Source organism: Prevotella sp. SGI.167 (assembly GCF_050313615.1).
Lineage (GTDB): Bacteria > Bacteroidota > Bacteroidia > Bacteroidales > Bacteroidaceae > Prevotella.
The window spans coordinates 1-25,818 of the sequence record NZ_JBNPLT010000039.1 but is presented as its reverse complement, the minus strand read 5'-3'; the positions used below and the strand labels follow the sequence as shown (position 1 = coordinate 25,818).

The 25,818-nt window shown below is 47.0% G+C and carries 22 protein-coding genes and 2 pseudogenes; 8 read left to right on the top strand and 16 right to left on the bottom strand.

Annotated features, from left to right (window positions below; all coding sequences use genetic code 11):
• The 14 genes and pseudogenes from ACQRBJ_RS14145 to ACQRBJ_RS14080 all read right to left on the bottom strand — a co-directional run.
• A pseudogene (locus tag ACQRBJ_RS14145) lies at positions 1-102 on the bottom strand (PD-(D/E)XK nuclease domain-containing protein); the annotation flags it as partial.
• A 34-nt stretch (positions 103-136) separates the two neighbouring features.
• Positions 137-205 (bottom strand): annotated as a pseudogene (locus ACQRBJ_RS14140) (hypothetical protein); the annotation flags it as partial.
• Between the two features lie 100 nt (positions 206-305).
• Positions 306-1,301: an acyltransferase family protein gene (locus tag ACQRBJ_RS14135; protein ID WP_445303990.1), complete on the bottom strand. Its 996-nt coding sequence runs from the start codon at positions 1,299-1,301 to the stop codon at positions 306-308.
• 61 nt (positions 1,302-1,362) lie between these two features.
• Complete coding sequence (locus ACQRBJ_RS14130; protein ID WP_445303989.1) at positions 1,363-2,313, bottom strand: glycosyltransferase family 2 protein; 951 nt, start codon at positions 2,311-2,313, stop codon at positions 1,363-1,365.
• A complete protein-coding gene (locus ACQRBJ_RS14125; protein WP_445303988.1) occupies positions 2,310-3,320 on the bottom strand; it encodes a glycosyltransferase family 2 protein in 1,011 nt (336 codons plus the stop codon). Before ACQRBJ_RS14125 ends, ACQRBJ_RS14130 begins: the two co-directional genes overlap by 4 nt.
• 15 nt (positions 3,321-3,335) lie before the next feature.
• A complete protein-coding gene (locus ACQRBJ_RS14120) occupies positions 3,336-4,331 on the bottom strand; it encodes a glycosyltransferase family 2 protein (RefSeq protein ID WP_445303987.1) in 996 nt (331 codons plus the stop codon).
• A 12-nt stretch (positions 4,332-4,343) separates the two neighbouring features.
• On the bottom strand, positions 4,344-5,159 hold the full coding sequence (locus ACQRBJ_RS14115) for a glycosyltransferase family 2 protein (RefSeq protein WP_445303986.1): 816 nt from the start codon (positions 5,157-5,159) through the stop codon (positions 4,344-4,346).
• A 107-nt stretch (positions 5,160-5,266) separates the two neighbouring features.
• A complete protein-coding gene (locus ACQRBJ_RS14110; RefSeq protein WP_445303985.1) occupies positions 5,267-6,820 on the bottom strand; it encodes a lipopolysaccharide biosynthesis protein in 1,554 nt (517 codons plus the stop codon).
• A 63-nt stretch (positions 6,821-6,883) separates the two neighbouring features.
• The gene (locus ACQRBJ_RS14105; RefSeq protein WP_445303984.1) at positions 6,884-8,722 is read right to left on the bottom strand and encodes a DUF4114 domain-containing protein; all 1,839 of its coding nucleotides are present in this window, start codon (positions 8,720-8,722) and stop codon (positions 6,884-6,886) included.
• Between the two features lie 5 nt (positions 8,723-8,727).
• The gene (locus ACQRBJ_RS14100; protein WP_445303983.1) at positions 8,728-10,440 is read right to left on the bottom strand and encodes a hypothetical protein; all 1,713 of its coding nucleotides are present in this window, start codon (positions 10,438-10,440) and stop codon (positions 8,728-8,730) included.
• Positions 10,441-10,475: 35 nt separating this feature from the next.
• On the bottom strand, positions 10,476-12,587 hold the full coding sequence (locus tag ACQRBJ_RS14095) for a GumC family protein (protein ID WP_445303982.1): 2,112 nt from the start codon (positions 12,585-12,587) through the stop codon (positions 10,476-10,478).
• A gap of 10 nt (positions 12,588-12,597) precedes the next feature.
• The gene (locus tag ACQRBJ_RS14090) at positions 12,598-13,431 is read right to left on the bottom strand and encodes a polysaccharide biosynthesis/export family protein (RefSeq protein WP_445303981.1); all 834 of its coding nucleotides are present in this window, start codon (positions 13,429-13,431) and stop codon (positions 12,598-12,600) included.
• Positions 13,432-14,340, bottom strand: a complete 909-nt coding sequence (locus ACQRBJ_RS14085; protein ID WP_445303980.1) for an MraY family glycosyltransferase — start codon at positions 14,338-14,340, stop codon at positions 13,432-13,434. It lies immediately after the preceding gene.
• A 324-nt stretch (positions 14,341-14,664) separates the two neighbouring features.
• The gene (locus ACQRBJ_RS14080) at positions 14,665-15,480 is read right to left on the bottom strand and encodes a UpxY family transcription antiterminator (protein ID WP_445303979.1); all 816 of its coding nucleotides are present in this window, start codon (positions 15,478-15,480) and stop codon (positions 14,665-14,667) included.
• 1,434 nt (positions 15,481-16,914) lie between these two features.
• Here ACQRBJ_RS14080 and ACQRBJ_RS14075 point away from each other — a divergent pair.
• Together ACQRBJ_RS14075 and ACQRBJ_RS14070 are read left to right on the top strand one after the other, a co-directional pair.
• Positions 16,915-17,142: a DUF6722 family protein gene (locus tag ACQRBJ_RS14075; protein ID WP_445303978.1), complete on the top strand. Its 228-nt coding sequence runs from the start codon at positions 16,915-16,917 to the stop codon at positions 17,140-17,142.
• A gap of 111 nt (positions 17,143-17,253) precedes the next feature.
• Positions 17,254-17,901 (top strand): DUF3256 family protein, encoded by a 648-nt coding sequence (locus tag ACQRBJ_RS14070; protein ID WP_441936114.1) that lies wholly within the window; start codon positions 17,254-17,256, stop codon positions 17,899-17,901.
• A 174-nt stretch (positions 17,902-18,075) separates the two neighbouring features.
• On the opposite strand, the gene ACQRBJ_RS14065 is transcribed toward ACQRBJ_RS14070, so the two are convergent.
• Both ACQRBJ_RS14065 and ACQRBJ_RS14060 read right to left on the bottom strand, forming a co-directional pair.
• A complete protein-coding gene (locus tag ACQRBJ_RS14065) occupies positions 18,076-18,648 on the bottom strand; it encodes a chromate transporter (protein WP_443915372.1) in 573 nt (190 codons plus the stop codon).
• Between the two features lie 14 nt (positions 18,649-18,662).
• Positions 18,663-19,190: a chromate transporter gene (locus tag ACQRBJ_RS14060; RefSeq protein WP_445303977.1), complete on the bottom strand. Its 528-nt coding sequence runs from the start codon at positions 19,188-19,190 to the stop codon at positions 18,663-18,665.
• A gap of 211 nt (positions 19,191-19,401) precedes the next feature.
• Here ACQRBJ_RS14060 and ACQRBJ_RS14055 point away from each other — a divergent pair, with 211 nt between their 5' ends.
• From ACQRBJ_RS14055 to ACQRBJ_RS14030, 6 genes are all read left to right on the top strand, one after another.
• Positions 19,402-20,700, top strand: a complete 1,299-nt coding sequence (locus ACQRBJ_RS14055) for an MFS transporter (protein WP_445303976.1) — start codon at positions 19,402-19,404, stop codon at positions 20,698-20,700.
• A complete protein-coding gene (locus ACQRBJ_RS14050; RefSeq protein ID WP_295346836.1) occupies positions 20,701-21,258 on the top strand; it encodes a UvrB/UvrC motif-containing protein in 558 nt (185 codons plus the stop codon).
• Entirely contained in the window at positions 21,258-22,058 is an 801-nt protein-coding gene (locus tag ACQRBJ_RS14045) for a 16S rRNA (uracil(1498)-N(3))-methyltransferase (RefSeq protein WP_445303975.1), read from the top strand. Before ACQRBJ_RS14050 ends, ACQRBJ_RS14045 begins: the two co-directional genes overlap by 1 nt.
• 215 nt (positions 22,059-22,273) lie before the next feature.
• Entirely contained in the window at positions 22,274-23,662 is a 1,389-nt protein-coding gene (locus ACQRBJ_RS14040; RefSeq protein ID WP_445303974.1) for a DUF4836 family protein, read from the top strand.
• Positions 23,663-23,886: 224 nt separating this feature from the next.
• A complete protein-coding gene (locus ACQRBJ_RS14035) occupies positions 23,887-24,531 on the top strand; it encodes an ATP-binding cassette domain-containing protein (protein ID WP_217761184.1) in 645 nt (214 codons plus the stop codon).
• 36 nt (positions 24,532-24,567) lie between these two features.
• The gene (locus ACQRBJ_RS14030) at positions 24,568-25,767 is read left to right on the top strand and encodes an ABC transporter permease (RefSeq protein ID WP_294971506.1); all 1,200 of its coding nucleotides are present in this window, start codon (positions 24,568-24,570) and stop codon (positions 25,765-25,767) included.
• Positions 25,768-25,818: the final 51 nt, after the last annotated feature.

Below are 25,818 nucleotides of genomic sequence, written 5' to 3'. Positions count from 1 at the left end.
TGGTGATTTACGATTCAATTTCAACTCGAAGAGGTATAATGTCTTGCCCGTGCGCATCACCATATCCACACGACCAATAGGTGTACGGACCTCTATATCGACTATGTAGGTATGTTGTCTTATCTACATAAAGATATCCCCCTTCGATGATCTTATCGAAAGTCTGTATGCCGACAGGCTGTGGTTTCAGATGCTTCGTTTCCATGTGATCTGCTTTTTATTCGGTAAAGGTAGGCATTAATGTGCAGATACGATTTATTCCTCTCAAATTTCGCTATCAATACATATAAAAATAGGTTGAATATTTAAACAAGGTCAATTCTCTCAAGATGCCAATGCTTGTAAATTTCTTCTATCAATCTGTCCACATACTTTCTTCTTATAGGCTCAATGATAAGTGCTACAATGAATATCGCAATTGTACAACTAATAGCAAAGCACCAAAAAGTCAAAACGTCTTGAGTTTGTTTCCAAAACTCATATTGAAGTTTGTAAATTGTCTGTCCCAACATCCCTTCCTGTATTAAATAGCATGCAAAGACACATTTGGCCACTTGATTAACCCATTTACTATGAATATTGAACTTCAGGAAAATGCAGAAAATGGCTATTGATTTCAAAACATTCAGAGGATTGTTATATAATCCAAGTCCTCTTATATAAGGTATTTGACCTTGAATTATTGAGAGTACAGATGTAATGAAATAAATAATGATTAACGGCTTAATACCTATTCTCATAGGAATCTCCAGCCTTTTACAGGCATATCCTATTACATACATAAAAATCAATTGCATTGTTGTAAATCCCGTGGAATTGATATAATCATTGCGGAACAGCCACCCTGATATGCAGTTCATATAAAAAAGACTGACTAATATCCACAAGAACTGTTTTTGATTAAGTTCCTCAAGTCCTTTGTTAACAAGTGGACTGAATAGCATTAAGAAAATGTAACATGTTGCAAACCAATAGTAGTGATTGTGAGAGACAGGGAATAATCCACTCATCGCCCCAAGTAAATCTACCCTCCCCATAAACAGATAATTAAGTCCCGTTGAAACAACAGCATAAAACATGACCATTCCGACCATGTTAAGGAGCGACTTAATCTTCAATCGGATGCCATAGTATCCAGATATTAACATGAATACATTGATGGATATTCCAAAAGCCAATATGTAATTGGCATTAGGAACTTTACTGTGTGCACCAAAAAAAAATATATGTCCTATCAATACAAAGAACATGCATATAATTCGCAGCAACTCTATACTTGAATTTCTATTGTTTGGATTCATTCGTTTTATATAATTAAATTTTACATAGAACAACTGATCAATTACGTTTAGTATGTATTTTTCAGATAAAACAAGATAATACCCACAAAGGAAAATAGGCACAAATCCACCATTTTACCTTTCCTATAAGGGTTAAGCCTTTATAATGAAATATATCCTTGTGGCATTCGGGATAAATGGAACGCCATTTCTTTAAATCATGGGCTACTCTCAGATATAGCTGTTTGGAGTCGAATTTATAGTAGTTGATAACCCTTCTATACCGTTTTTCTTCTCCAACAGATGTAAAGAACTCCTCAATAAATCGTGCCAATCGGATTCTTTGTTGGATACCGTTTTCATTGATTTGTGCCACCATCGACTCCTGATTCATTCGATTGTAGTGGTAAAGCGGTTTATGCACGATGACAGTTTTCCGGCTGAAGTACCTCAGCCGAATTGTCAATGCGCTATCCTCTCCCATATTGATTCCTTCATAGTTTCGGATGTCATGTTCCATGAATAAAGTACGACGAATCAATTTGTTCCATACAGCCACATGTATCTCTGTAAGGTTCAAGGCAAGCAAACCATTTTCCCTCGTCTCTTCATCATAAGCATACCTATAGCGATACTGTCCAGAAGATGTTTCCTTTACTGCCTCACAACACGCCATATCAGCAGCATACAATGTCGCCACCTCAACCAGCGCTTGAATCATGCCATGCTCCACCCAGTCATCGCTGTCGCAATGCAGCACATAGTCTCCTATGGCCTCATCCATCCCGATGAAACGACTCTTGGCCAATCCTTGATTCTGTATGTTATGCAAGATTTTTACGCTGGAACCCCTTTGCGGATAATCCTCCAACACACGTTCCAATACGGCCATACTGTCGTCAGGCGTGGCATCATCCACAAAAATGTATTCGATGTTAGCGTAAGTCTGCTCCATCAGCGAACGCACACATCGCTCGATGTACTCAGATACGTTATATATAGGAACAATTACAGAAACACTCGGATGCTTCATTTTTTCAAGGATAGAATAGCATTGATAATATATGTAGTGGCAATAAACAGAGGATAAGAAACCGATAGCAGTTTATATTTCAATCCCAAGCCAGTGATTTCATTAGAAGTCACCCTTTTATAAGTTGTCTTTATCAACTTGCTAATATAATTACGTTCTTCCTTCTTAAATACCTTCTTGTTTGCAAGAAACATCTGTTGGCAACGGTATGTCTTTTCCAAACACTCTTTAAGCACCTTGTTTATTGTATCACGATCATCGGTAAAATTTTGGAATACAAAATCAAGATAGTATCCAATATCTATCAGTTGATCAAATCTACGCAAATTCACTTTATGTATCACACTTCCTTGTTGTTGCCGATAGAGATAAGAAGCATCTTTTATAGCTACAGAAGAAGCTGAAAGTAACAATTTACGTTGATCAAGTTCATCTGCAAATATCGTGTTTCTCTTGGGGTCATAGTTTTGCTTTACATAATCATGGTTAAGCTTAGAGGCAACCAACATGCCATTCATTGCAATCTGCCATCCTCCCAATGTTGCTATTACAGCCTCCCTTCCACAGAAGATTTTACTCATATTATATTGGGCATCTGGTATCATACGTCCATCTTTCTGAAGTGCCTGATTGCACAATCGCATCCGGCCTAATACAATGTCACATCCTGTTTCTTGCTGTCTATTGATCATCTTTTGCAAATACTCCGGTTCAATAGCATCATCTGAATCTATAGCACAGATATATTCACCACAGGCAGACAAGATGCCGTCAAAACGTGGCAAACGGGCACTTCCTGAATTCTCTTTTCTTTTAATAATCCTAATCCGAGAATCCTTTGCCGCATATTCACTCGCTATAGCCAATGTCTTGTCTTTGGAACAGTCATCCACAATAATCAATTCCCAATCTGTGAATGACTGTGCCAAGATACTTTCTATCGCCTCGCCAATATATTTCTCCACATTATAGGCTGGCATGGAAATGGAGATTACAGGTGCATGCATAAGGCAGGTATTCTTTTAGCGTTTAACAAATCTCTTTATTTGTTGCAAATAGTTAATTAGCCTCATATTCCAGTCGTAAAGGATGTAAGCCAATGCCGGATATCCTCTTAATGCCAATGCGATACAACTTGAAACTGGCGCTAATAATCTATAAGGGGTTCCACTATTTATCATCGCTTCTTTCTGCTCAGGGTAGAGCTCCCTCAAAACTTCATATCTCTTGGTTCGTAAGGCATCAAATAATACATTCCGCTTAATTGGAAAAAAATCAAAGAAAGCTATTCCAGCGACGTTCGCAAGACAAAAGGACTCTATCTCACTGACAGCTTTCACCTTTAACTTAAAACTTTTGTCAGAAATGGTATTACAAAGAGAATTCTCATTATCAATTCGATAATGATACAAAGCCTTTGGCAGATAGGAAACCTTGATTTTTCTTGCCAAAATGCGGATATTGTACAGTTCATCTTCCAAGATGCACAGGTCTTCGGGAGTAAAGCCTATCCCTTCAATACGGCTACGGTTTACCAACTTGTTCCAGCAACTACCATGCAACTGCTGAGACAGTATCTTTCGCAATACCGCACTTGCGGACAAATCGTTTCCAGGATTCTGACAGACATGGATTCTATCCGACTTCGATTCTCTATAAAAATCACAAATCACCATATCCGCATTATTTGCCACTGCTTTGGCTACAAGTTCCTCAATCATGTTCAGTTCCACCCAATCGTCCGGATCAGCATGGATAGAATACTCGCCTGTCGCATGATCAATACCTGTCTGACGTGCAACCGATACCCCGCCATTCTGTTGATGAATCACCTTCACACGACAATCCTTTGCTGCATATTCATCACAAATCTTTCCGCAATGATCAGGCGAACCGTCATCCACCAAGATGACCTCAATATTCTTGTAGGTCTGCGCCAGCAGGCTGTCTATGCATTGATGAATATATTTCTCCGCTTTATAGACAGGAACGATGATGGAAACTAAAGCATTATCCATATCATGGAGATATTACCGTGGGTACAACTCTATTGGGGCGTGTCTTTTGCGCCTAAGGAAAATCTGGTATGCGATGACCTTTACGATCTTCAGCAGGAAACGGGTCAGCTTGTTAGATTGTATCATTGACATGATAGTCAGGTTCGTGATGTCTTCTTCCGTGATATAATCAGGAAAGATACCTTTTCTTTGCAGAGGCCTTTCAGCTGAAAAATCGGTGGTCTGACACAATCCTTTTCCCTCAAATATGGCAATCTTATAGGGTAGGAACTTGCAGGTTGCCCCATAGTTGAGGACAGCCATGGCAAACCATCTTGAATCGGACACTACTTTCAATCCTTCATCATAGAGGCCAACTGTGTCAAAAAGCGTTCTACGGATAAATGAAGCTTGGTGCGGAAAGGTATTAGAGTAGAGGTCATACCAGCACACTTTATCTTTCATGGCATTTGAGGGGAAGAAACTGCCGTTTATATCACCTACCGGCATGTATCCATAAAGAATATCCTCACTATGTGACGTCATGAATACTCCAGCTAGTGTTTCCTTGCAGGCAAAGCAATCCCCAGAGTTCATAAAATTGAGATATTCGCCCTTTGCTCGCACGATGCCCTTGTTCATTGCATTGTAGATGCCCTTGTCAGGTTCAGAGCACCAATAGGCAAACTTGTCTTGGTGCTGCTCGATGAACTCGCGGCTGCCATCGGTGGAGCCGCCGTCAATGACACTCCATTCGTAGTCGGTGAAGGTCTGGCAAACCACGCTTTCGTATGTTCTTTTGAGTCCCTCCAGATTGTTGAGGTTGACGGTGATGATAGAAAGTTTCATGATGGGATATTGATTTCTTGATATGATGGGATGATTATTCTGCAAAATATTGTGGAAACTACGTCCCCTTATAACTTGTTTCTCATTGAAGTCGGAAATCTCACCATTTAGGACATTCGGTTGTTCTTCAGCATGGTGTTGATTACCCGATGTGTCATGTCTTTTGCTCCTTGCGTGAACAGAAACAGGGTGATGACATATAGCAGGACAAAGATGGCAGTGAGTGACACGCAATAGCTTGTCCATTGCATAAAGTCGTGATAGGGGTCGAATGGAAGGAGGCGTGAGCTGTAAGAGGCTATGCCAAAGGCAATGGCAAAGCCGAGCCATGTAAGAGCAACGGTCTTCCAATAGTGCCATATAGAACGTTTGAAACTGGTGCGATAAAGAAACAGGGGCTTCCATATCACGATGATGGGCACTAAACTGGCTATCTTTCCAATCAATACACCTGCCAACCCCCACTGGATGCACGAAAAGATAGTGACGCTGATGTTGATGATGCCCTCCACCCATGCCGACCAGGTGTCGTGATAGTTGCCACAGGCTGTGTTGAAGGTATCCACGGCACCGCGGGAAAGCATGATGAACGCATTGACCAGCAGCAGGATGAGGATGGGATGGCTGAGCAGGTATTCTTGTCCTAACCATAGATAAATGAATGGCTGGATGCCCTGATATATGGCAAATACCACGATGCCCGCAATGACATAATGCGTGAACAGCATCTCGCCAAACACACGCTGTATTTTTTCCTTGTCGCCCTCAGCAATGAGATTGCCTACGCCCGCCCCAATGCCGCCTATCATGGTGGTGAAGAGCATGGTGATGCGCCCGATGACCAAGATGTAGTTGCCATAGTAGGCTACCATCTTGAGCGACACGAAAGCAAAGATGAGTATCTGGTCGCTCTGCTGGATAAGGAAATCCTTCATCTTGTGGACGAACACCTGCTTGGTCTTCTGCACAATCTCGGGATACTGGCTGCGCACCCTGTTTCCCACTGCGGCGGATGCTGTGAGCCAAGGATAGGTCTGTCGAATTTTCCAGTTCAGGATGGTGGCATGGATGAAGCTATAGACCAGTTCGATGGACACCCACAGGTAGAGGTTGGCGGTGTAACAGACCAAGGCCATCTGCACCAATGTTTTGATGAGTATGGCTGTCTGGAAATAGGCCGTCACCACATAGTTCTTCTGGTCGGCATAGAGCAGTATGGAGCGGTAGTTGATGAAATAGCCGATGAGCGAGGAGGTGAGCAGCGAGAAGAAGGCGAAATAGATGATGCCCAACTCGAAGATGGTGTGTTGGAACATGAGGGGGAAGAAGGCACTGACGATGATGCCTGCTGCCAGCACAAAACCGCCGATGTAGCGGTAAAGGCTGCCAAAGACCGATACGATTCTGCATATCTCGTCTCTGTTCCCCTTGGCAATGGGCTGATAGAGTGCATAGCTCACCGAGGCTCCCACGCCCAATTCGGCTAAGTTGAGAAACCCTAAGATATTACCTAATGTGCCTGTCAATCCGATGAAATCTGCCCCCAGATGGTCGAGAAACACCTTGCGGGAAAAGAACGACAGCAGGAGAGACAGCAGGTAGAACGTGAGGTTTACCTTGGCATTAAGCAGCGATTTGTGGGTTCTCGATTCTTTGGTCATTGCTTTTTTGTGGTGATGCAAGATGCATCATCTCCAATATTGTGATGTGGGTCACGTCGCCTCCTATTCGTAGGCAACGGTGGTGTTGGGTTGGGGAGCGGTGTGCCAGTTCCAATATCTCAGGTTGCTCATGTCTATTGCCCAAGGCGAGAATTTGTTGTAGGCGGTGGTGATATGCACGCCCTCCATGGGCCAGTGCCAGTTGCCTGCCACAAGGATGGCTTGTGGCATTACACCCGGTTCGTAGGGTAGGGTGAGCAGGTCGCCGCAGTCCTCGCAGGTGCCGCGCTGCACCTCGATGTAGAATCTCTTGGCATCGTCTGAAACGGTATAGTTGCGCAACCATTTTACCTTGTCCAGCTCTACGAAAGTCACTGTGGCGTAAGCCGAAGTGGTATTCACCTTGGTCGTACGCTTTTGTCTAAACAGTTCATGAATTTCTCCCAGGTTCTGGTCGCCGTCAGGACCATCGTAATGCAGGTACATTTTCTCTGAAGAGCCAACGGCCATAAGGGTGATGCCGCATGTCTCGTTCTCATCATCTGGCTGAATCCTAATCACGGCATCGTTGAAATCGAAGTCGTTGTCGCGCCACACATCCTCGTAGGCAATGGTCCATACCTGTTTTTCCACCGATGGCACCAGCACATCAATGTCGGGGACGGTGATGATGGGCATCTCGCTCTCCATGTCGGCATGAAGGCCAAAGAGCACGTCGTTGCAGTCGAAGTCGCCTGCTGAAGTGGCATCCTCCATGCCCATGATGGTGTAGCCATGGTCCTGTATCAGCACACTCCTGTGCTTTCCGTCGGTGTTGAGCACCTTGGCCGACCAGTTGGTCTCGTACATGGGGTTGGGCAGTCTGCTCGACGGCAATCCTCGTTTTACATCAAGCTCGCGCTGTGCACTGTTCTGCTGTCCCTCCATCTTCAGGTAGAAACCGATACGGTCGCCTGGTTTTACATTGATTTCCCAGGTCAGTCCGCGAGCCTTGGTCATCCGGTTGCCGTATTTGTCCATTACATGCTGTATGTTATAGACATCGTCGCCCAAACGGTCGGCCATCGTGGTGAAGGGTGCCGTATAGCCGTCGCGGTAGTCGAAATTACTGTCATACCATGTGTCTATTCCGTCCAGCTGATATTGCAGTTTGGCTTCGCCGTCGATATAGTCGTAGCTGTGGGTATTTACCAAATCCACCATCTCAAGGTCTTGGTAGGTGCCGGGAGAATGGCGGTAATAGCCCAGGATGCGTGGCTTGTATTCGCCGGTGAATCCATAGAACATTGTGATCTTAAACGGCCCTTGGGATATCAGCTCATAGTTGCCGTTGAGTTCACGCTTCTCGATGTCCATTCCTTCTGTGGTGTACTGGGTGACAATGTCGATGCCTTCGCGGTTCACCTCCGTATAGCCGATGTTCCTCAGGATGTCAGTGCCATAGAGCGACTGTCCGGCACGTGTGGCGCGAGATGTGCTGCGGGTGTTGTCTTTCAACTGATTAACGTCAAATGCCACCGTTTGGACGGGAGCACCAGTAAGAATCACGTCTTGTCTAACCATCTGCTTCTCTTCTTTGGCCATCAGTACCACTCTCGTGTTGCCCGACTGAGGCACAGTCATATAAAAGGTGGTGTCTTTATTTACAAACTGGTAATCAAGCATGGTGCCCCTGTCTCCTTCCACAAAATAGGCGTATATGTCTGTAGGCTCATCGGCCTTGGCCTCCACCTTCAGTTTCACGGCAGTTTGCCACCATTGCATCGTATTGTAGTCTCCACCCAGCAGTTCTTCAAAGGCGTTTTGGGTGTGTTCCACTGCCGAAATTTCCTTGCCGTCGCTACAGCCCATGAGGGTCAGAGCAGTGACAGCCAGGGCAATACATCCTTTGATTATGTCCATCGTCTTCATCTGTTTTCAGTTATGATTACTTTGTCATTCTCCATTTTCCATTTCACCTTGCCCTCCATAGCACGGATGATATCTGCCAAATAGGCAGCCTCAGGCAGGTTGCCTGCCTTCTTGAGATAATTCTTGGCATCGGTGAGGCGGCGCATCTTCACACAGCCACATGCCGCATTGAGATTGGCTGTGGCATCGTCGGGATACTGGCGGGCAGCTATCAGCAGCGCATCCAGCCATCCGTCGGTGCCCTCGCCGTAGTTCTGTGCCACTCGATACATTTCCTCTATACTCAAAGCCTCAGGATGGGTGTATATAAGGCGGCGCGCTTCCTTCACGGGATAGTGCTTGACCTCATATTCTATGGTATAGTCGGTGTGGCGCAGACCGGGATAGACATATTGCAGCAGCCAGCGGTAAGGTTCGCCACCACCCACCTGCTTGAGCAACTGCTCCTTCTCATCGAGGTCCATGTTGAGGTTAATTACCCGCAGCAGTTCGTCACGGTGATCGATCACATATTGTGGAATTTCGGGTGTCTCCACAATTGACTGATGTTCATACCAAATGTTGTCCTTGGTGCGGCGGCTCTCGCCACGGGTGTCGATAAAGGTGCGCAGGTTGACCCAGTCTTCAGGCGTATAGGCAGTCTCTACCACCGACTCTCGGATGCCGTAGCGCTTGCAGACATACTGTTTGAGCGACTGGGTGCGCCCCTTGGCTAAGCGGGTGTTGTTGCTGTAAGGACTCTCTGGAGAGGCATAGCCGTGGAAAGTGACACGTTGCACACGGATAGACTTGTCGAAGAGCGCATGCTCTATTGTCTTGCGCAGCCGTTTCAGCTCCTCGGGGTTGCGGCGGTATTTGGAATCGATGAAGGTTTCGTTGATGGGGTAATCGAGGAATGCCCTTCCCTCTACAATGCGCTGCTTGAGTCCTTCGCTGTTTGGAATTCTGAAAGGCAGGGTGGGTACAGTGTGCAGACGAGTGTCGTAAATGATGTTGGTGTCTGTTCTCTCTGGCTTTTGGACCTTTTTGCCCAGGACATAGGTGACACCTATCTTAATGTTGGAACGCATGTCCAAAGGTGAGCCTGTCTTCACACCATTAAAGCGGTCGGCAAAAATGGTGTGGCTCAGTTCCATGCCCAGTTTCCATTTGTCGTTGATCCGATAGGTGATGTCGAAGCCTGCCCTTGCTGCAGGCACCACCTTGCTCTCTGTTGAATAGGAAGCCGAATAGGAGAGTGGAATGTCTTTGGGATAGCCGAAGGCGTAGGATGCTCCCACACCAGCAAATGCCTTGACATTCAGTCTGGCTCCACGGCGTTTGGGGCTTACTAGCGCATCGGTAATGTCGAAGGTGGCATCGGCAAACAGGCCAAGGCTCTGCCAGTCCCAGGTGTCGGGGTTTTCACATTGCTGCACGTTGCGGCTCTTGTTATAGTTGTATCTCAAGGTGGTGCGCCATCCCCAAAGGGCATTGAACTCTTGGCCCATGCCGAGGAACACGCCGCCGGACCATGGATAGGATGAAAATTCAGACATGGGCAGATTTTCGTTGGCCGACTTGTTGATTCCTCCATACAACTGGAAGTTGAGATTGTCAATGCCTGTATGGGAGGTTCCCGACAGGACATCATCAGCATGCGTGTTGAGGCTGGATGTGGCCAGCATCATGCAGATGCAACTGAATATGAAGAAATAATGTTGTTTCATCTCATAAAAACTTTAGTTGTTGATTACACGCCTTGTCAATATTTGTAGTTGTAATAATAGCCGTATTTGTAACCGTATTGGCTCACCGGCTTGATGGCGTTGAGCACAATGGAGAGATTCTTGAATTTACCGTTCTGCACTTGGGCATCGAGCTGATACACCGATCGACATTGGAACAGGCCTGCCCTAACCACATACAGTGTGCGGTCGACATGGTGCTCGATGATGCTGGCATCGGCCAATGATTCTGTCATCGGACAGTCGATGAGGATGAAATCGAACTGTGGGCGCACCTGTTCAAGCAGCAGGGGCATACGCGGGCTTGACAGCAGTTCGGTGGGGTTGGGAGGGGTGGTACCCACAGGAAGGATATACAGCGAGGGGTGTTCGTCGTGCTGGTAGATGACCTCCTCTACATGCTCTACCTTCTCTCCGAGATAGTTTGCCAGACCAACCTCTCTGTTGCCGAAGGTGTGTGTGGCGGTTGCACGGCGCATGTCGCCGTCGATGATTAATACCCTGCGCCCTTTGATGGCCAATGCCAAAGCCAGGTTCATGGTGATGAACGACTTGCCCGAACCGGGAAACATTGAGGTGACAAGATACACATTCTTGTGCTTTGGCGTGTCGGACATGAACTCTATGTTGGAGCGCAATATGCGGAATGCTTCGTTGATGGCGTTCTGGCTGTCTTGCTGCACCAACAGGGGTGGAAGCATACGCCTGCTCCTTTTATTTTTCTTGAAATGGAAGCCGTTCAACTCCATACGCTTCTTGCCGTTGTCAAACAAGGGCAACTCGCCGACAACAGGTATCTGGGTGCGGCTCTCGATGTCGAGTTTGCCGCGCACCGTGGTGTTGAGGCTTTCCCTGACAAAGATGATGACTGCAGGCAAGAGCAAGCCTATGAGTATGGCAGCAAGTAGTACGCTCTTCTTGTTGGGGTAGGTGGGAAAAGAGCTGCCGTGGGGCATATCAACCACCTGCGTGGGTGCTGGGGTATAGGTCATGCTGATTTCGTTCTCCTCTTTCTTCTGTAGCAGGTAGAGGTAGAGGCTCTCCATCACCTTCTGGTCGCGCTCCACCGACAGCAGTTTCTTGGCCTGGTCGGGGTTGGATGTCACCTTCTCCTTTACATCGGCATTGTAGCCCTGCATCGAGCCTATCTGTATCTTAATGGTCTTGATGTAGTTGGAGATGGTGGCGATGATGTTCTGGCGTATCTCTCCCAATTCTTCCTCCTGGCGCATGATGATGGGGTTCTGGGTGGATGTGCCTTCAAGATTGTTCTTCAGTTTCAGCAGCAAGGTGTTGTATTGGGCTATCTGCTGGCCTGCCTCGCTGCTGGTCAAACCTGTGTGTGCCGGCAGCAGCTTGTAGCGCGACTTGTTGTCTTTCAGCACATCAAGGATGTATTGCGCCATGTACAGCTGGTTGGTGAGCTGAAGTATCTCCGACTCCGACTGGTTCTGCTGCTGCAGGTAGAGGCCGCTGGCCTGTTCGAGGTTGGTGATATGGTGGCGTGTCTTGAAGGTGGAGATGCTGTCATCCACCTGGTTGAGCGATTTCTCTATCACCAAGAGACGCTCATCGATGAAACTTGCCGTGTTTCTTGCCATCTGTTTTTTCTCGTTGATCCACCGTTCGTTATAGACCTCTATGATGGTGTTGAGCACCCGCTCTGCACGCTCGGGTGAAGTGTCGGTGTATTTCAGGTTGATGATGGTTGACTTCTCATCATCGAGTGTCGTGGTTAGTCCACCTTGTAGGGTCTTTGCCACCCTTTTGGCCTCGCTCTTTGTCCTGATGGTATCTAAGCGGTAGGCCACATCGGTGAGCAGGGCAAGCGATGTGTATTTGCGGAGCACGTTGGGCATATTGGTCGGCTGCTGTATCAGCGCCATGTTGTTGAAGTTGTTGCCGTTTGAGCTCTGGGCCACGGTGCCTTGGGTGGTCTCCTCTTTTACCAGCACTGAAGCCTCACAGGTGTAAACATCGGGCGTGATGGACAGGTAATAGATGGCCACCAGCAGAAACATGGCGAGGGAGAGGCCAAACCAGCTGGAATGACTGCGGCATAATATCCAAAAATCCTGCAACGACAGAAACTCTTCTATCTGTTTGTTAAAAGATGTATTGCTGTTCATTGTTATCTTGTTATTTGAATATTGCTATTAATGAGGCTAGCATAGAGATGATGGACATCCAGATATAGGGCGTGTGGAATATGTTGCCTGTATTGGTGGAGTCGCGCTTGCGCTTGTCGTTGGGGGTGACATACACCAGGTCGTTCTGCTGCAGATAGTAGCCGTCTGATAGCATTGTCTGCTGCATGTCGGTAAGATCAATCTGATGCACCTCGTTCACCCCATTGTTGTTGCGGCTCACCATGACGGCACGGCGGTTGCCGTTGATGGTCAGGTCGCCCGACTTGGCCAGGGCGTCGATGACGGTGAAGTGGTCTTTGGTGATGGGCACATTGCCGGGACTGGACACTTCGCCAAGCACATTGACGCTCATGTTGACATACTCTACGGTGACGATGGGTTCACTCACCAATTCGCGGGCGATGAGGCGTTCCTTGATATAGGCTGCCACCTCCTCGCGTGTCTTGCCCTCTACGCGTATCTTGCCCAACACGGGAAAGTCGATGGTGCCCTGTTCGTCCACGGTGTAGGCGATGATTGAGCCTCCCGACCCGCTGCTGACTGTGGCGGGCGACGTTTCGGCACCGAGGATGTTGTTGCTGCTGCCCCGCGAAGTGAGGGTGAACTGCTGTTCGAGCATGGGGTTGCTGCTGTTCACCACAATGCTGATTTTGTCTTCGGGGCGCAGACGGAACTTATGTTCTGCCTGGAGTGCCATGCCCTGGAGCTGCTTGGCATTTTGGAAGTAGGCAATGTCTTTAGGAGTGGAGCATGAATACAGCAATGCTGCCGCTATCCATAGCATGGCGTGACGCCAATTCAATATAATTTCTCTTTTTTTCATCTATTGTTGTTCAATCAATGAATTGTTCGTTCTTTTTTCTTTGCGTTTCACCAACAGGTAGATGATGATGTTGACCACTATCCAGAGGGTGATGTCGGCTGCCAGCAGCAACATGACCCCCAAATCGTTGCACAGCATCACATTGGTCAAGGTGAGCAGGGCCGATGACAGGATGAGGGTAATCATGGTTGTGCGTTCACTGAGTCCTGTCCTTATCAGGAGGTGGTGGATATGGTTGTTGTCGGGCAGGAATGGGTTGTTGCCATGGAGCAGGCGGTAAGCAAACACCCTCATCACATCGAAACACGGTATCATCAGCGGCAAGGCGGCCAGAAGGTACTTGTTGATGTGGGGCAGGGAGTCTTGCGGCATCTGGGTGAGTTTGATGTTGAGGAAGCAGAGCATTATTCCTAAGGTGAGGCTGCCCGTGTCTCCCATGAAAATCTTCCTTTTCCTTTGTGTGCCGAACACATTGTAATAGAAGAACGGGATGAGCACTCCGACAAAGGCAAACGACAACAGGGCGTAGATGTTTTGACTGCAAAATACAAAGGCGATGCCGTAGCAGACAAAGGAAAGGATGCACAGACCGGAAGCCAGACCATCGATGCCGTCGATGAGGTTGATGGCATTGATGATGAATACCATGGCAAGCGCGGTGATGGGGACAACCGTCCACTGAGGCCATGATGTAAGCAGCAACTGGGTGCGGAGGCCTGACAGTTCCACACCACTGAAAATGATAATCAGTACACTTATGGACTGGGCGATGAACTTGACATGGTAGCCCACTCCTCTGATATCGTCAACGACACCAAGGATATATGATAGTATCAGGGCGCAGAAGACACTGGCCAATGGCAGGGACTCTGATGCGACTTCGGCAAGCAGCTCGCCTTGTCTTGTCACTATATTCACCGCCACCACAATGGTGAACGACAACATCAGTGCCGGCAGGAAGGTGGTGCCGCCCAGACGAGGCGTGGGGGCTTTGTGCACCTTTCTTTTGGCGGGTTTGTCTAACAGATTCTTGCGGTAGGCCAACAACTGGACACGTGGTATGGCCACTCCGATAATCAAAATACATAAGGCGAAGATTGACAGACAATCAACAATCCATGAAACGCTCATACACTATTTTTTTACCAAAGATCCTCAACAGGTGATATTTGGATTTATTTCACTTAAACTTAATAGTATCATGGTCAAAGCGAAATCTCCTGGTAAAGATGGTCAGTCGATGGCTTGCAGAAAAGCTGACGGAATGTATGCTGTTACAGCTGTCAATAAACCATCTATAACCAAACCCACTCTTTGTTGTCCACGATAACGTGCTACTATACCGGTTACTCCGGCAAAATTACCCTCGATGATTTTTACCTTCTCGCCTTGTTTGAACTTCGTTACTTCTTCTTGCAAAACTAAGGTGTCAGATCCCTCTTTCTCACAAATAATTTGAAGACTCTTTATCTGATTGTCTGGAACAATCAGAGGAGTTTTCATAATGCGCGCACCTATGTGAGTGTGCTTATAGTAAAAACGTAAGTAAGGGAGGTTTATATTGTCGTAAACAAATGACTTTATCTCTTCTTCCGTTCCACGTGCAAAGAATATATTTGGAAGACGAGATTCTTCAACGTTCTTTCGCTTGCCGTTAACTTCCTTGACGGTCTTGATTGTCGGATAGTATGCCTCTACATGCTTTCCGACCAAATAATCGTATGCCTTCTTTTCGCGTCCGTAGGTGACACGGAGGGCATACCAATGGGGAACTTCTTTCGGTCTCCTCCTAAGGGTTTTAAGGGGAGTTGAGCCGTTGGCTCTTCCTCCTTCGACCTCGGGATAGTCAAAGCAGGCTTTGTATCCTCCACTCGGTTTGTCATCGGTTCCCGACAGGGCATTTCTGGTGGACACCCCTGTATGTGAGTTCTCCGCCAAAACTGGCTCCAGAACTTCGGGGAGGGCATCGGGGGTAAGCCCGGTGCAGGGAGGGATTTCACCGCCTCCATGGGTGTTATCATCTATTGATGCGTTATCAGCGATTTTCATATCGGTGACCTTACTTTGCTCTAGACAGAACTCCGTTAAAGACATAAAAAAAGCGTGAGTCGTCCTGTTGTCTGTCCCACGGTCTGAGGCTCTAGCAATTGCCTATTTTGGTTGAACAGACAACGTCAGAGCCCACGCCGATATGAGTAATCGCTCCATTGCATAAAGTAGACGACACCTCAGCAAAACGCTCAAGCCAATTTGGCGGTTCCGCATTCGGTTTGCGCTACTTTTGGGAGACCTATATAAACAATCTTATTGCGCCCGAAAAGGTACAATCCGTGCTTACAAGGTCTCCGCAGGAGTGATATAATCACACCCGGGGCATCTACCGTTGCTACGTTCAAGACCAAACATTTCTGTGACTTGCTAGATTACAGACCGTCTCAAACACAGCGTCAAGTAAACGCCTTCATTATGTCTGGACTATTTTACATAAAGTAGGCGGCACCTCAGCAACACGCTCAAGCCAGCTTGGCGATTTTGCATTCGGTTTGCACTACTTTTCCCACCCAATGCCCGCTTTGTACTGCTTTGTCATTATGTGACTCCGCCATACTCAGCACGGCGTAGGCTGCCTCGCCCAATGCCATGAAAGAACACGTCTAACTGTGACAGATGGAACTAAAGGCTAATAGTCCAAATGCAAAGGTACGTATAATTTTTTAATTAGATAATAACAATTGAAAAGAAATTTTTGCATAAATCTTAAAATTAACAAGAATTAACCCAAGTTTGCTGCCCTGTAACTGTTCAGCGATAACCATATAGCAGTTGTCCGTGCTTAGAACAAAGCCCGGATAGCTGCGTATGGTGAGTTGTTGTGTTTCTTAGTGGTCTCTACGATTGTGAGCAGGTCAAGAAAGGCATCATATATAATAAGGTATGTGTATATAATAAGGTATATGGAAAAGAAATTGTTGACAAAAAAGCATAAGTTGTTAATTCAAGTTTCGCAAGTTCAGAAGTTAATGAAGTTAAAGGAGTTAGCGCTCCCTACGGTCGCTGAGGAGTTAAGACAATAGTCTTTTTGTCGTAGTTTTTAAGCAGCAAGACATACGTCTTAACTCCTTAACTTCCTTAACTCCTTAACTTCCTTAACTCCTTTAACTTCCTGATATGCGAAAGTTCAGTAGATTAGATAATTTGGAGGGAAGTGTTTCAAAAGGAAGCACTTTCCTCCTTTTCGTTTCTTTTGATAGAACTTTTTCCTCCTTTTTCGTTTCTTTTAGGTTAAAAATCAGAAGAAAAGTATTAAATCATTTGCAGATTACATTTATTTTCCGTAATTTTGTCGGAAAATAGAGAAATATGGAAGGATTGGTAATGATTTATGCGACTATTACGGTCGTTGCTGGTGCTATGGCACTTTGGCTTCATACAAAATGGGGTAAGAAATTCTTGGAGAATCTCTAATTTTATAGTTTGAGAAATATGGCAGTAAAAGAAGAAAAAGAAAAAGCTAAGTTCGTCAGAGAAAGCGTTGTGAAGTATTTCTTTGATATGAGTAAGTCCACTTTTACCGTTATGGTATTAGGTGGAATGGCTGCTCTGTTTGGTATCGTTGAGACCAATCAGGTAGATTCTTATTGGGCGATTTTTTGGGGTGTGTTTTTGACTGTCATTTTATTTGTGATTGGTTTGTTAATTTCTAAAAGATAAATATATGAATACATTGGCTTTAACTTTCGCCGTGTGCTCAATAGTAGCATTGGCCTTTCTTGCATGGCTCTTTACCCCTTGGGGAAAGAAGTGGTCTAAGGAATTGTAGTGATGAAGAAGATAAAATATATATTATGCGCTTGCCTGATGATGGCAAGCCTGGGCATGGAAGCCAAGTCAATGAAGGACTTGCTGGTTTCGATGCCGGATTCGATGACGCCTGCTCTCAACAGCAACCTGCGACTGGAATTTGCAGAGCTGCAGGAGATGGGCGTGAAGGCAGAGGTGAAGAACCTGCTGGGGGAGGCGAGCGTGATGGATACGCTTGCCCAGGATTTCGTGCAGATACGTTTGAGTTCGGCTTCTACTCTTCAGATGAAGAAATTGCCGATGGAGCAGGGCGACTCTGTGCTCTGCGTTGTCAAGACCTTCGCCGGACCGGAGAAGGAGAGCGCACTGCATCTTTTCACCCAGGATTGGAAAGCCCTGGATGCAAGTCGTCTTTTCGATGGCAAGAGCATCGGGGAACTGGCAGGTAGTCTGGTTCAGAAACCGGATACGATGAGCGAATCACGCTTTGAGGAGTTGAAGGCGATGATTGAACCGAGAATGGTGAGCGCCTTGCTGCTGCAGCATGAAAATGCAGTGGTGGTCCGCCTTTCTTTACCCCTTCTCTCTACGGAAGACAAGAAACTCGTAAACGCAATCAAATTGCAAAGAAAATTTAATTGGAGCGGGAAATCTTTTAAGGAGAGTTAAAAATAGAAAGTTTTTCCATATCTTATACCGGTTGTTGCAATAAAATTAGTAATTTTGCAACGTGTTTTTCATGGTATTAGATTATTAAGGTTAATAAAAGATTGGTTGTCGTGAGACAATCAATTTTTTTTGTGCCTATAGGAAAGGCTTTTTGCCCTTAAGGACCGCAAGGCTTTAGAAGATGAATAATCCGATGATGCCACAGATGAAAAGCAGCAATATCGGGTTGGTCTTCTTTACCTTTGTAAAGTAGAAAGCACCGATGAACAGCGCTACACTTACTCCGAAAGCAAATGGATTGTCATGAGGTGAACCGAAGTTCTCCTTGTTCATCAACAGAACCGCTGCTGCAGCTATCAGACCGATGATGGCAGGACGAAGCCCCGCAAAGACATCCTTCACAATCTTGGAATCCTTATGGGTTATCAGATAACGGCTGATGAGAATCATGATGATGAATGGAAGCCACATGATGGAAAGCGAAGCCAGTACGGAACCCAACCACGCTGCCCAGACGGGATAACCCTCATGCAGACAGGCGGTATAACCCACGTAGGTGGCGCAGTTGATACCGATAGGGCCCGGAGTAGACTGGCTGATAGCCACAATATCCGTAAACTCAGCATTAGAGAGCCAGTGGTTCTTCACCACCGTCTCGTTGTGGATGAGCGAAAGCATCGCATATCCACCACCAAAATTAAATGTACCAATCTTGGTAAATATAAGAAATAATTTCAGAAACAACATAATCTCTATATTTTTTACCTTTTTACCTTTCCATAAAGCCAGCCAAGCACGCCGGCAGCAATGATGATATAGATAGGCGAGATGCCGAAAACAGCAATCAGCGCACAGCAGACGAAGGGAATCCAGATGTTGTAGCGGTTGATGCTGGCAGTCTTAGCCATCTTGAAGCAGGGAGCTGCAATCAGCGCTACCACAGCCGGACGAACACCCGCAAAGAACTTCGCCACCCAGTAATTGTCCTTGAACTGCTGGAAGAACATGGCGATGATGAGAATGGCGATGATGGAAGGCAGCGCAATACCGATGGCACCCACGATGCCGCCCCATACCCCCTTCAGCTTATAGCCGATATGACTCGCCATATCAATGGCAAAGATACCCGGAGTAGCCTGAGCCACCACCATAATGTCCATGAATTCCTCCTTCTTCATCCACCGGTTCTTATCCACGAATTCTCTCTCCATGATAGGAATCATGGCGTAGCCTCCACCCAGCGTGAAGGCACCAATCTTGTTACACGTAAGGAAAAACTTTAATAACATTTTCTATTGATTCTATGATTTTGACTGCAAAATTACACATTATTTGTTAAATAAACTAGCTTTCCGGCGGATAATCTGCAAAAAATTACGCTCTTTTCGATAAAATATGTATCTTTGCAAACTATAAACTGAGGGAAACAATTCCAAAAACGGTTGTATTCTGAGCAGTTCAAGTAGAATCTTAATACCAATAGAAATTAGAAAAAAGAATATGAATCTGAAAGTACGATTATCAATAATGAACTTCTTGGAGTTCGCTGTTTGGGGAGCCTATCTCACATCTATGGGCAACTATCTCGGAAAGGCCGGAATGGGTGCAGAAATCTCCTGGTTCTATACCATTCAGGGTATAGTCTCCATCTTCATGCCTACATTGATGGGTATTGTAGCGGATAAGTATATCCAGCCACAACGCCTTCTGGGATACTGTCATCTGCTGGCAGGTCTGTCGATGATAGGACTTTTCCTGATGGGACAGGCGAGTGCCACTCCTGATGAGGCGCTCTTCATGGCTGTCTATACCTTCAGCGTGGCGTTCTATATGCCTACGCTGGCGCTTTCCAATACCGCAGCTTTCACCATTCTGAAGAACCATGGACGGGATACCATCAAGGACTTCCCGCCTATCCGTGTTTTTGGAACCGTAGGTTTCATCGTCACCATGTGGATTGTCAACTGTGCCACCTGGGATAACGGAACCTTCCTGTTCCTCTTCTCAGAGAATGCCAACAAGTTCCAGTATACCCATCTCCAGTTCCTCGTATCGGGAATCCTGAGTATCGTACTCTTCCTCTACTGCTTCGGCTTGCCACAGTGCCAGCTGGTGAAGAAGCAGGCGCGCAGCTGGGTGGAGACATGGGGCTTCGATGCCTTCAAGCTCTTCAAGAGCCGCGAGATGGCGCTGTTTTTTATCTTCTCATGTCTGCTCGGTATGAGCCTGCAGGTGACCAACGGTTATGCTACACCTTTCATCACCAGTTTCAAGGGCGATCCTGCCATGCTGGATACCTTTGCTGCCAATAATGCTACGCTTCTGGTATCCATCTCTCAGATTGCTGAGGCGCTCTGCATCCTCCTGATTCCATACTTCCTCAAGCGTTATGGCATCAAGATCGTGATGCTCATCGCCATGTTTGCATGGGTGTTCCGTTTCGGCTTCTTCGGAATGGGCAATCCGGCGTTCCCTGGCGTTATCCTCTTCATTCTCTCATGCCTCGTATACGGTGTGGCTTTCGATTTCTTCAATGTGTCGGGTGGTCTGTTCGTAGACCAGAAGTGCGAACCTAAGGTCAGAGCTTCGGCACAGGGATTGTTTATGCTGATGACGAATGGTTTGGGTGCATCTATCGGTACCATTCTTGCCGGACAGGTAATCAATCATTACTGTCATTGGGAAAATGGGTATTTAATGGGCGATTGGCAGACCTGCTGGTTTATCTTCGCAGGTTATGCTCTTTTGGTCGGAGTTGCCTTCGCCATCTTGTTCAGACCTAAGAAGGAGACAAAATAAATGGTAAAGTTAGTATATAAAGGATCTTTTGCAATAGCTGAGTCGGTTGATGCCGGGGTCATTGCCCTCACCAATGAGGAAGAAACCCGCGTGCTTACCATTCTCACCATTCCGGAGGTGGCGATGAAAATCAAGGATTATGAGCAGCACAAGAATGAAGAGAGAATAGGTGCCGTTGACGTGCTGGCTAAGATTCTCAAGGAAGACGACGCTGCTCGTTATGAGATTGAGATCTTGGGCATTAAGGGAGTGGGACTGAAGACGAAGCTGGTGAATGTTGACACCGACCAGTCTTACCTGCTCCAGATAGAAGATGCCATCCTGCTTTCCTTGATGAATGGGTATGAAATTCTGACATCTGAAGAGGTAATCAAGAACTTCTCTACTCCTTACGAGGGAGGAATGCAGCGTGTGGCTATTCCTATCCTTACCCTGCCAGATCGGCTGCTGGAACTGGCTTTGCAGAGAGCTGTAGAAGATGAGAAGTATGAAGATGCTTCTTATATCCGTGATGAAATCAAGCGCCGTGAGGAAAAGGCGAAAAATGCGAACAAATAATGAAGGAAGTTAGATATTTCTATGTGCCGGATGCGGCTAATCAGGTGGAACTGCCTGCTGAGGAAGCTACCCATGCCCTGCGCGTTCTGCGACTGAAGGGTGGGGACGAGATATTCCTCATGGATGGAGAAGGCTCCTTTTTCCGTGCTGAGGTTACTGCTGCATCCAGCAAGCGATGTCTCTATGAAATCAAGGAAGAGATGCCGCAGCAGCGTGCCTGGAAGGGACATATCCATCTGGCGATTGCGCCAACCAAGATGATGGAGCGTATCGAATGGATGGCTGAGAAAGCCACGGAAATCGGTTTTGATGAACTCTCGTTCCTCAACTGCCAGTTTTCTGAACGCAAGGTGGTGAAGACGCCAAGAATTGACAAGATTGTGATTTCTGCCGTCAAGCAGAGTCATAAGGCGTGGAAACCGGCGGTGAACGAGCTGGTCAGCTTCAAGGAGTTTATCCAGACCCCTCGTCCCGGCAGAAAGTTTATCTGTCATTGCTACGAAGAGGTAGAGAAGAAAGACTTCTTTACCGAGCTTTCTGGTATTCTGAATGAAGCTCATGCTCCTGCTGCTACTGAATCTTCAAATGCAGATGTAGCCACTGCTGCTTCTGAATCTCCAACTGCAGATGCAGCTGATATTACAGTATTGGTAGGTCCGGAGGGCGATTTCTCCATCGATGAGGTTCGCCTTGCCCTGGAGAACGGCTACGAGAGCGTATCCCTGGGCACCAGCCGCCTCCGTACCGAAACCGCCGGCCTTGTAGCGGTTCACATGGCGCATATCGCAAGGAGATTATAGCCAGTTTGATCCAATACGCCCTTGAACCAATGGTCATCAATCCAAGGTAAAGGACAGAAGCCAGTTTGATCCAATACGCCCTGAACCAACGGTCACCGGCCGAAGGGAACGGTAAAGGGCAGAAGCTCCTAGCCCAGGGCAACGCCCTGGGTTTAATTAGGCAACAGCAATGCGCCCTGTAAAGGCAAAAGCTTTAAAATATTTATCTAAATGAGATGAAAAGATTGTATAAGAATTTGGTTATGATGTGCTTGGCATGCCTTGTCGGGATGCTCGCATCATGTTCTGGCAGCGACTATCTCAATGCCATTCCTAAGAAAAGTTCTGCACTTATTTCGGTGGATATGCAGCAGATGGCTTCCGATATTCATGCGGAAGACAAGGCGGGCATGCTCAAATCACTCCTTCATGTAGAGGATGTAGACAAGTGCGGTATCGACATTACAGAAAAAATGTATCTCTTCGAGAGTGCTGACGGAAACCTCGGTCTCTGTGCCAAGGTCAGCAGCGAGAGCGATGTGGAAGACTGGCTCGCTTCGCTTGCCAAGCAGCATATCGCATCCGAAGTAAAGGAACGCAAGGGCTTCCATTTCGCCGTCTTGAAGGACTCATGGCTCGTGGGCTTTTCTGACCAGGCGCTTCTCGTCATGGGACCGGTAGTGGCTGATGCACAGGCTCAGCTCCAGCAGCAGATGGTAAGATATCTCAAGGCTGAAGAGGAGGAGGGCATCACCGTTTCTCCTTTGTTCGAGCGCTTGCAGACCATCACGTCTCCAATGGCGATGGTGGCTCAGGCTCAGGCTTTGCCGGAAAAGTTCATCGCTCCGTTCACCCTCGGTGCACCTAAGGATACCGACCCTTCCCAGGTGGTGATTGCTGCCGAGATGAATGTCAATGACGGTATCTTGCAGATTCACGGAGAAACTTTCTCTTTCAATAAAACCATTGACGCTGCCTTGAAGAAGGCGGCTCAAACCTATCGTCCTATCAAGGGAGCCTACGTCAAGTCGATGCCGGGAGATGCTCTGGCTGGCATCTTCATGAACGTAAAGGGCGAGCAGTTCCTGCCTATGATGCAGAGTAACAGCAGTCTGCAGACCCTCCTCATGGGTATTAATCAGGCGGTGGATATGGACAATATCATCCGTAGTGTGGATGGAGATATGGCCATCGTGATGCCAACCTTGGGCGATGCCGACCTCAAGATCATGATGGCGGCTAAACTGGCTCATAGCAAGTGGTTGGGCGATGTGGATTACTGGAAGAAATCATGTCCTCCGGGTGCCAAAATTGCCAACTGGGCTAAGAATGCTTACTTCTATACCGACGGCAAGACTTCTTTCTATTTCGGCGTAACCGATGACAAGCAGTTCTTCAGCGGAAGCGATGAACTCACTGCCCAGTATGCCGTGAAGCCAAGCAATCATCCGATAGATGCCAAGATTCAGAAGCTCATCGTGGGTCAGAAGCTGGCGATGGTCATCAATCTCGCCAAGAGTTCCGACGGCAACGGTTCGGGCAAGGACGATGCCATCTCTACTGTAACCGGTCTGCTGTCTCCAGTATTCGGCAACCTTACTTCCGTGGTCTATACCTTGAAGTAAAAGGCAAAAAGGGAAAAAAGTAAAGGCTAAAAGGGCAAAAAGCTAAAAAGAACTTTGCCCTCCCTCTTGCCCTCTTGCCCCCTTGCCCCCTTGCGCCCCCGTTCCTAGCGATTCCATCGCTAGGTCCCCCCAGTCCTAATTTCAAGCTAAAAGGGCAAAAAGGCTTTAAATGTAAGGTTGTTCCTGCAATTAAACATTAATAATTATACATTAAATAATATAACGTGGAAAAGATTCAGCTTCATTCCGTTCTCCCACAGGTCTTCGCCCAGCGCAATGACCTGGATTCGGAGATATGGAAGCAGGATGTCACCTTCGAGAAAGGGCATCTTTATCTTATCGAGGCAGAGAGTGGCAGCGGAAAGAGTACTTTCTGCAGCTATGTGCTCGGCTATCGTCACGACTACAGCGGAAGCGTGATGTTCGACAAGGATGTTACCGCTAATTATAAGGTTAAGGATTGGGTGGAAATGAGAAAGCGTCATATCAGCCACCTCTTTCAGGAACTTCGTCTCTTCCCGGAGCTTACCGCTCTGGAGAATGTAGAAATCAAGAACAAGATTACCGGATTTAAGAGCCGTGAACAGATCTTGAAATGGTTTGATATGCTCGGTATCGCCGACAAGGTGGACGCAAAGATTGGAAGAATGTCGTTCGGACAGCAGCAGCGTGTGGCGATGATGCGAGCTCTATGCCAGCCTTTCGACTTCATCCTTGCCGATGAACCTATCAGTCACCTCGACGACAACAACTCCCGTATCATGGCGGAAATCATGATGGCGGAAGCCAAGGAGCAGGGGGCTGGTGTCATCGTTACCAGTATAGGTAAGCACATGGACTTGCCTTACGAGCATACATTTAAGTTGTAATTTATCATTCGACACTTAACATTCAACAATTCAAAAATGAATTTGGTTTGGAAATTACTTCGTCAGCATATCAGTATACCGCAGTTTGCAGGTTTCGCCTTTGCCAATCTCTTCGGTATGCTCATCGTCCTTTTCGGCTTCCAGTTTTATAAGGACGTGCTGCCTGTCTTCACACAGGAAGACAGTTTCATGAAAGCCGACTATCTCATCATGAGCAAGAAGATAGGTATGGGAAATACCATCAGCGGCCGCTCCAATACCTTCACGGGTGCTGAGATAGATGATGTCAGAGACCAGAAGTTCGTGAAGAAGGTGGGAAAGTTCACCTCTACGGAATATAAGGTGGATGCCCAGATGGGCGTCAACGGCGTGAATGTACTGAACAGCGAACTCTTCTTTGAGAGCGTGCCCGACGGCTTCGTCGATGTGCCGCTCAAGGACTGGAAGTATACGCCAGGAGCCAAGGAAGTGCCAATCATCCTCCCGCGTACCTATATTAATATGTATAACTTCGGATTCGCTCAGAGTCATTCGCTCCCGAAAATCAGCGATGGACTGATGGGAATGATTGATTTCAATATCCAGATTCAGGCAGCCGGCAAGAAGGAGCAGTTCAAGGGTAAGGTCATCGGATTCTCTTCCCGTCTCAACACCATCCTCGTGCCACAGGCATTTATGGACTGGAGTAACCAGGAGTTTGCTCCAAACCAGAAGAGCGATCCTAACCGCCTCATCGTAGAGGTAGGCAATCCGGGAGACGAGAACATCACCAAATACCTGGATGATAACGGTTATGAGGTAGAGACCGACAAGCTTGATGCCGAGAAGACCACCTATTTCCTTCGTATGATGGTATCCATGGTAATGATTATCGGACTGGTCATCTCCATCCTGAGTTTCTACATTCTGATGCTCAGCATCTATCTGCTGGTACAGAAGAACTCATCCAAGTTGGAGAACCTGCTTCTGATAGGCTATAGTCCTGCCAATGTGGCGAAGCCATATCAGGTGCTCACCATGTCGCTCAACCTGGTGGTGCTCATCATTGCCTGGGTCATCCTCTTCTTCGTCCGTGGCTACTACATGGAGTTCATCGAGGCAATCTTCCCTGACATCGAAGAGGGCACCATGCTCCCATCCATCTGCTTAGGCATGCTTTTGTTCCTGATAGTCTCTATCCTGAACATCCTCGCCATCCGTCGCAAGGTAATGAGCATCTGGCAGAGAAAGGAGTAGGGGCAGCTCGCCTCTGTCCGTTTCAGGTCCTCTTCAGGCCCTCTTCAGGTC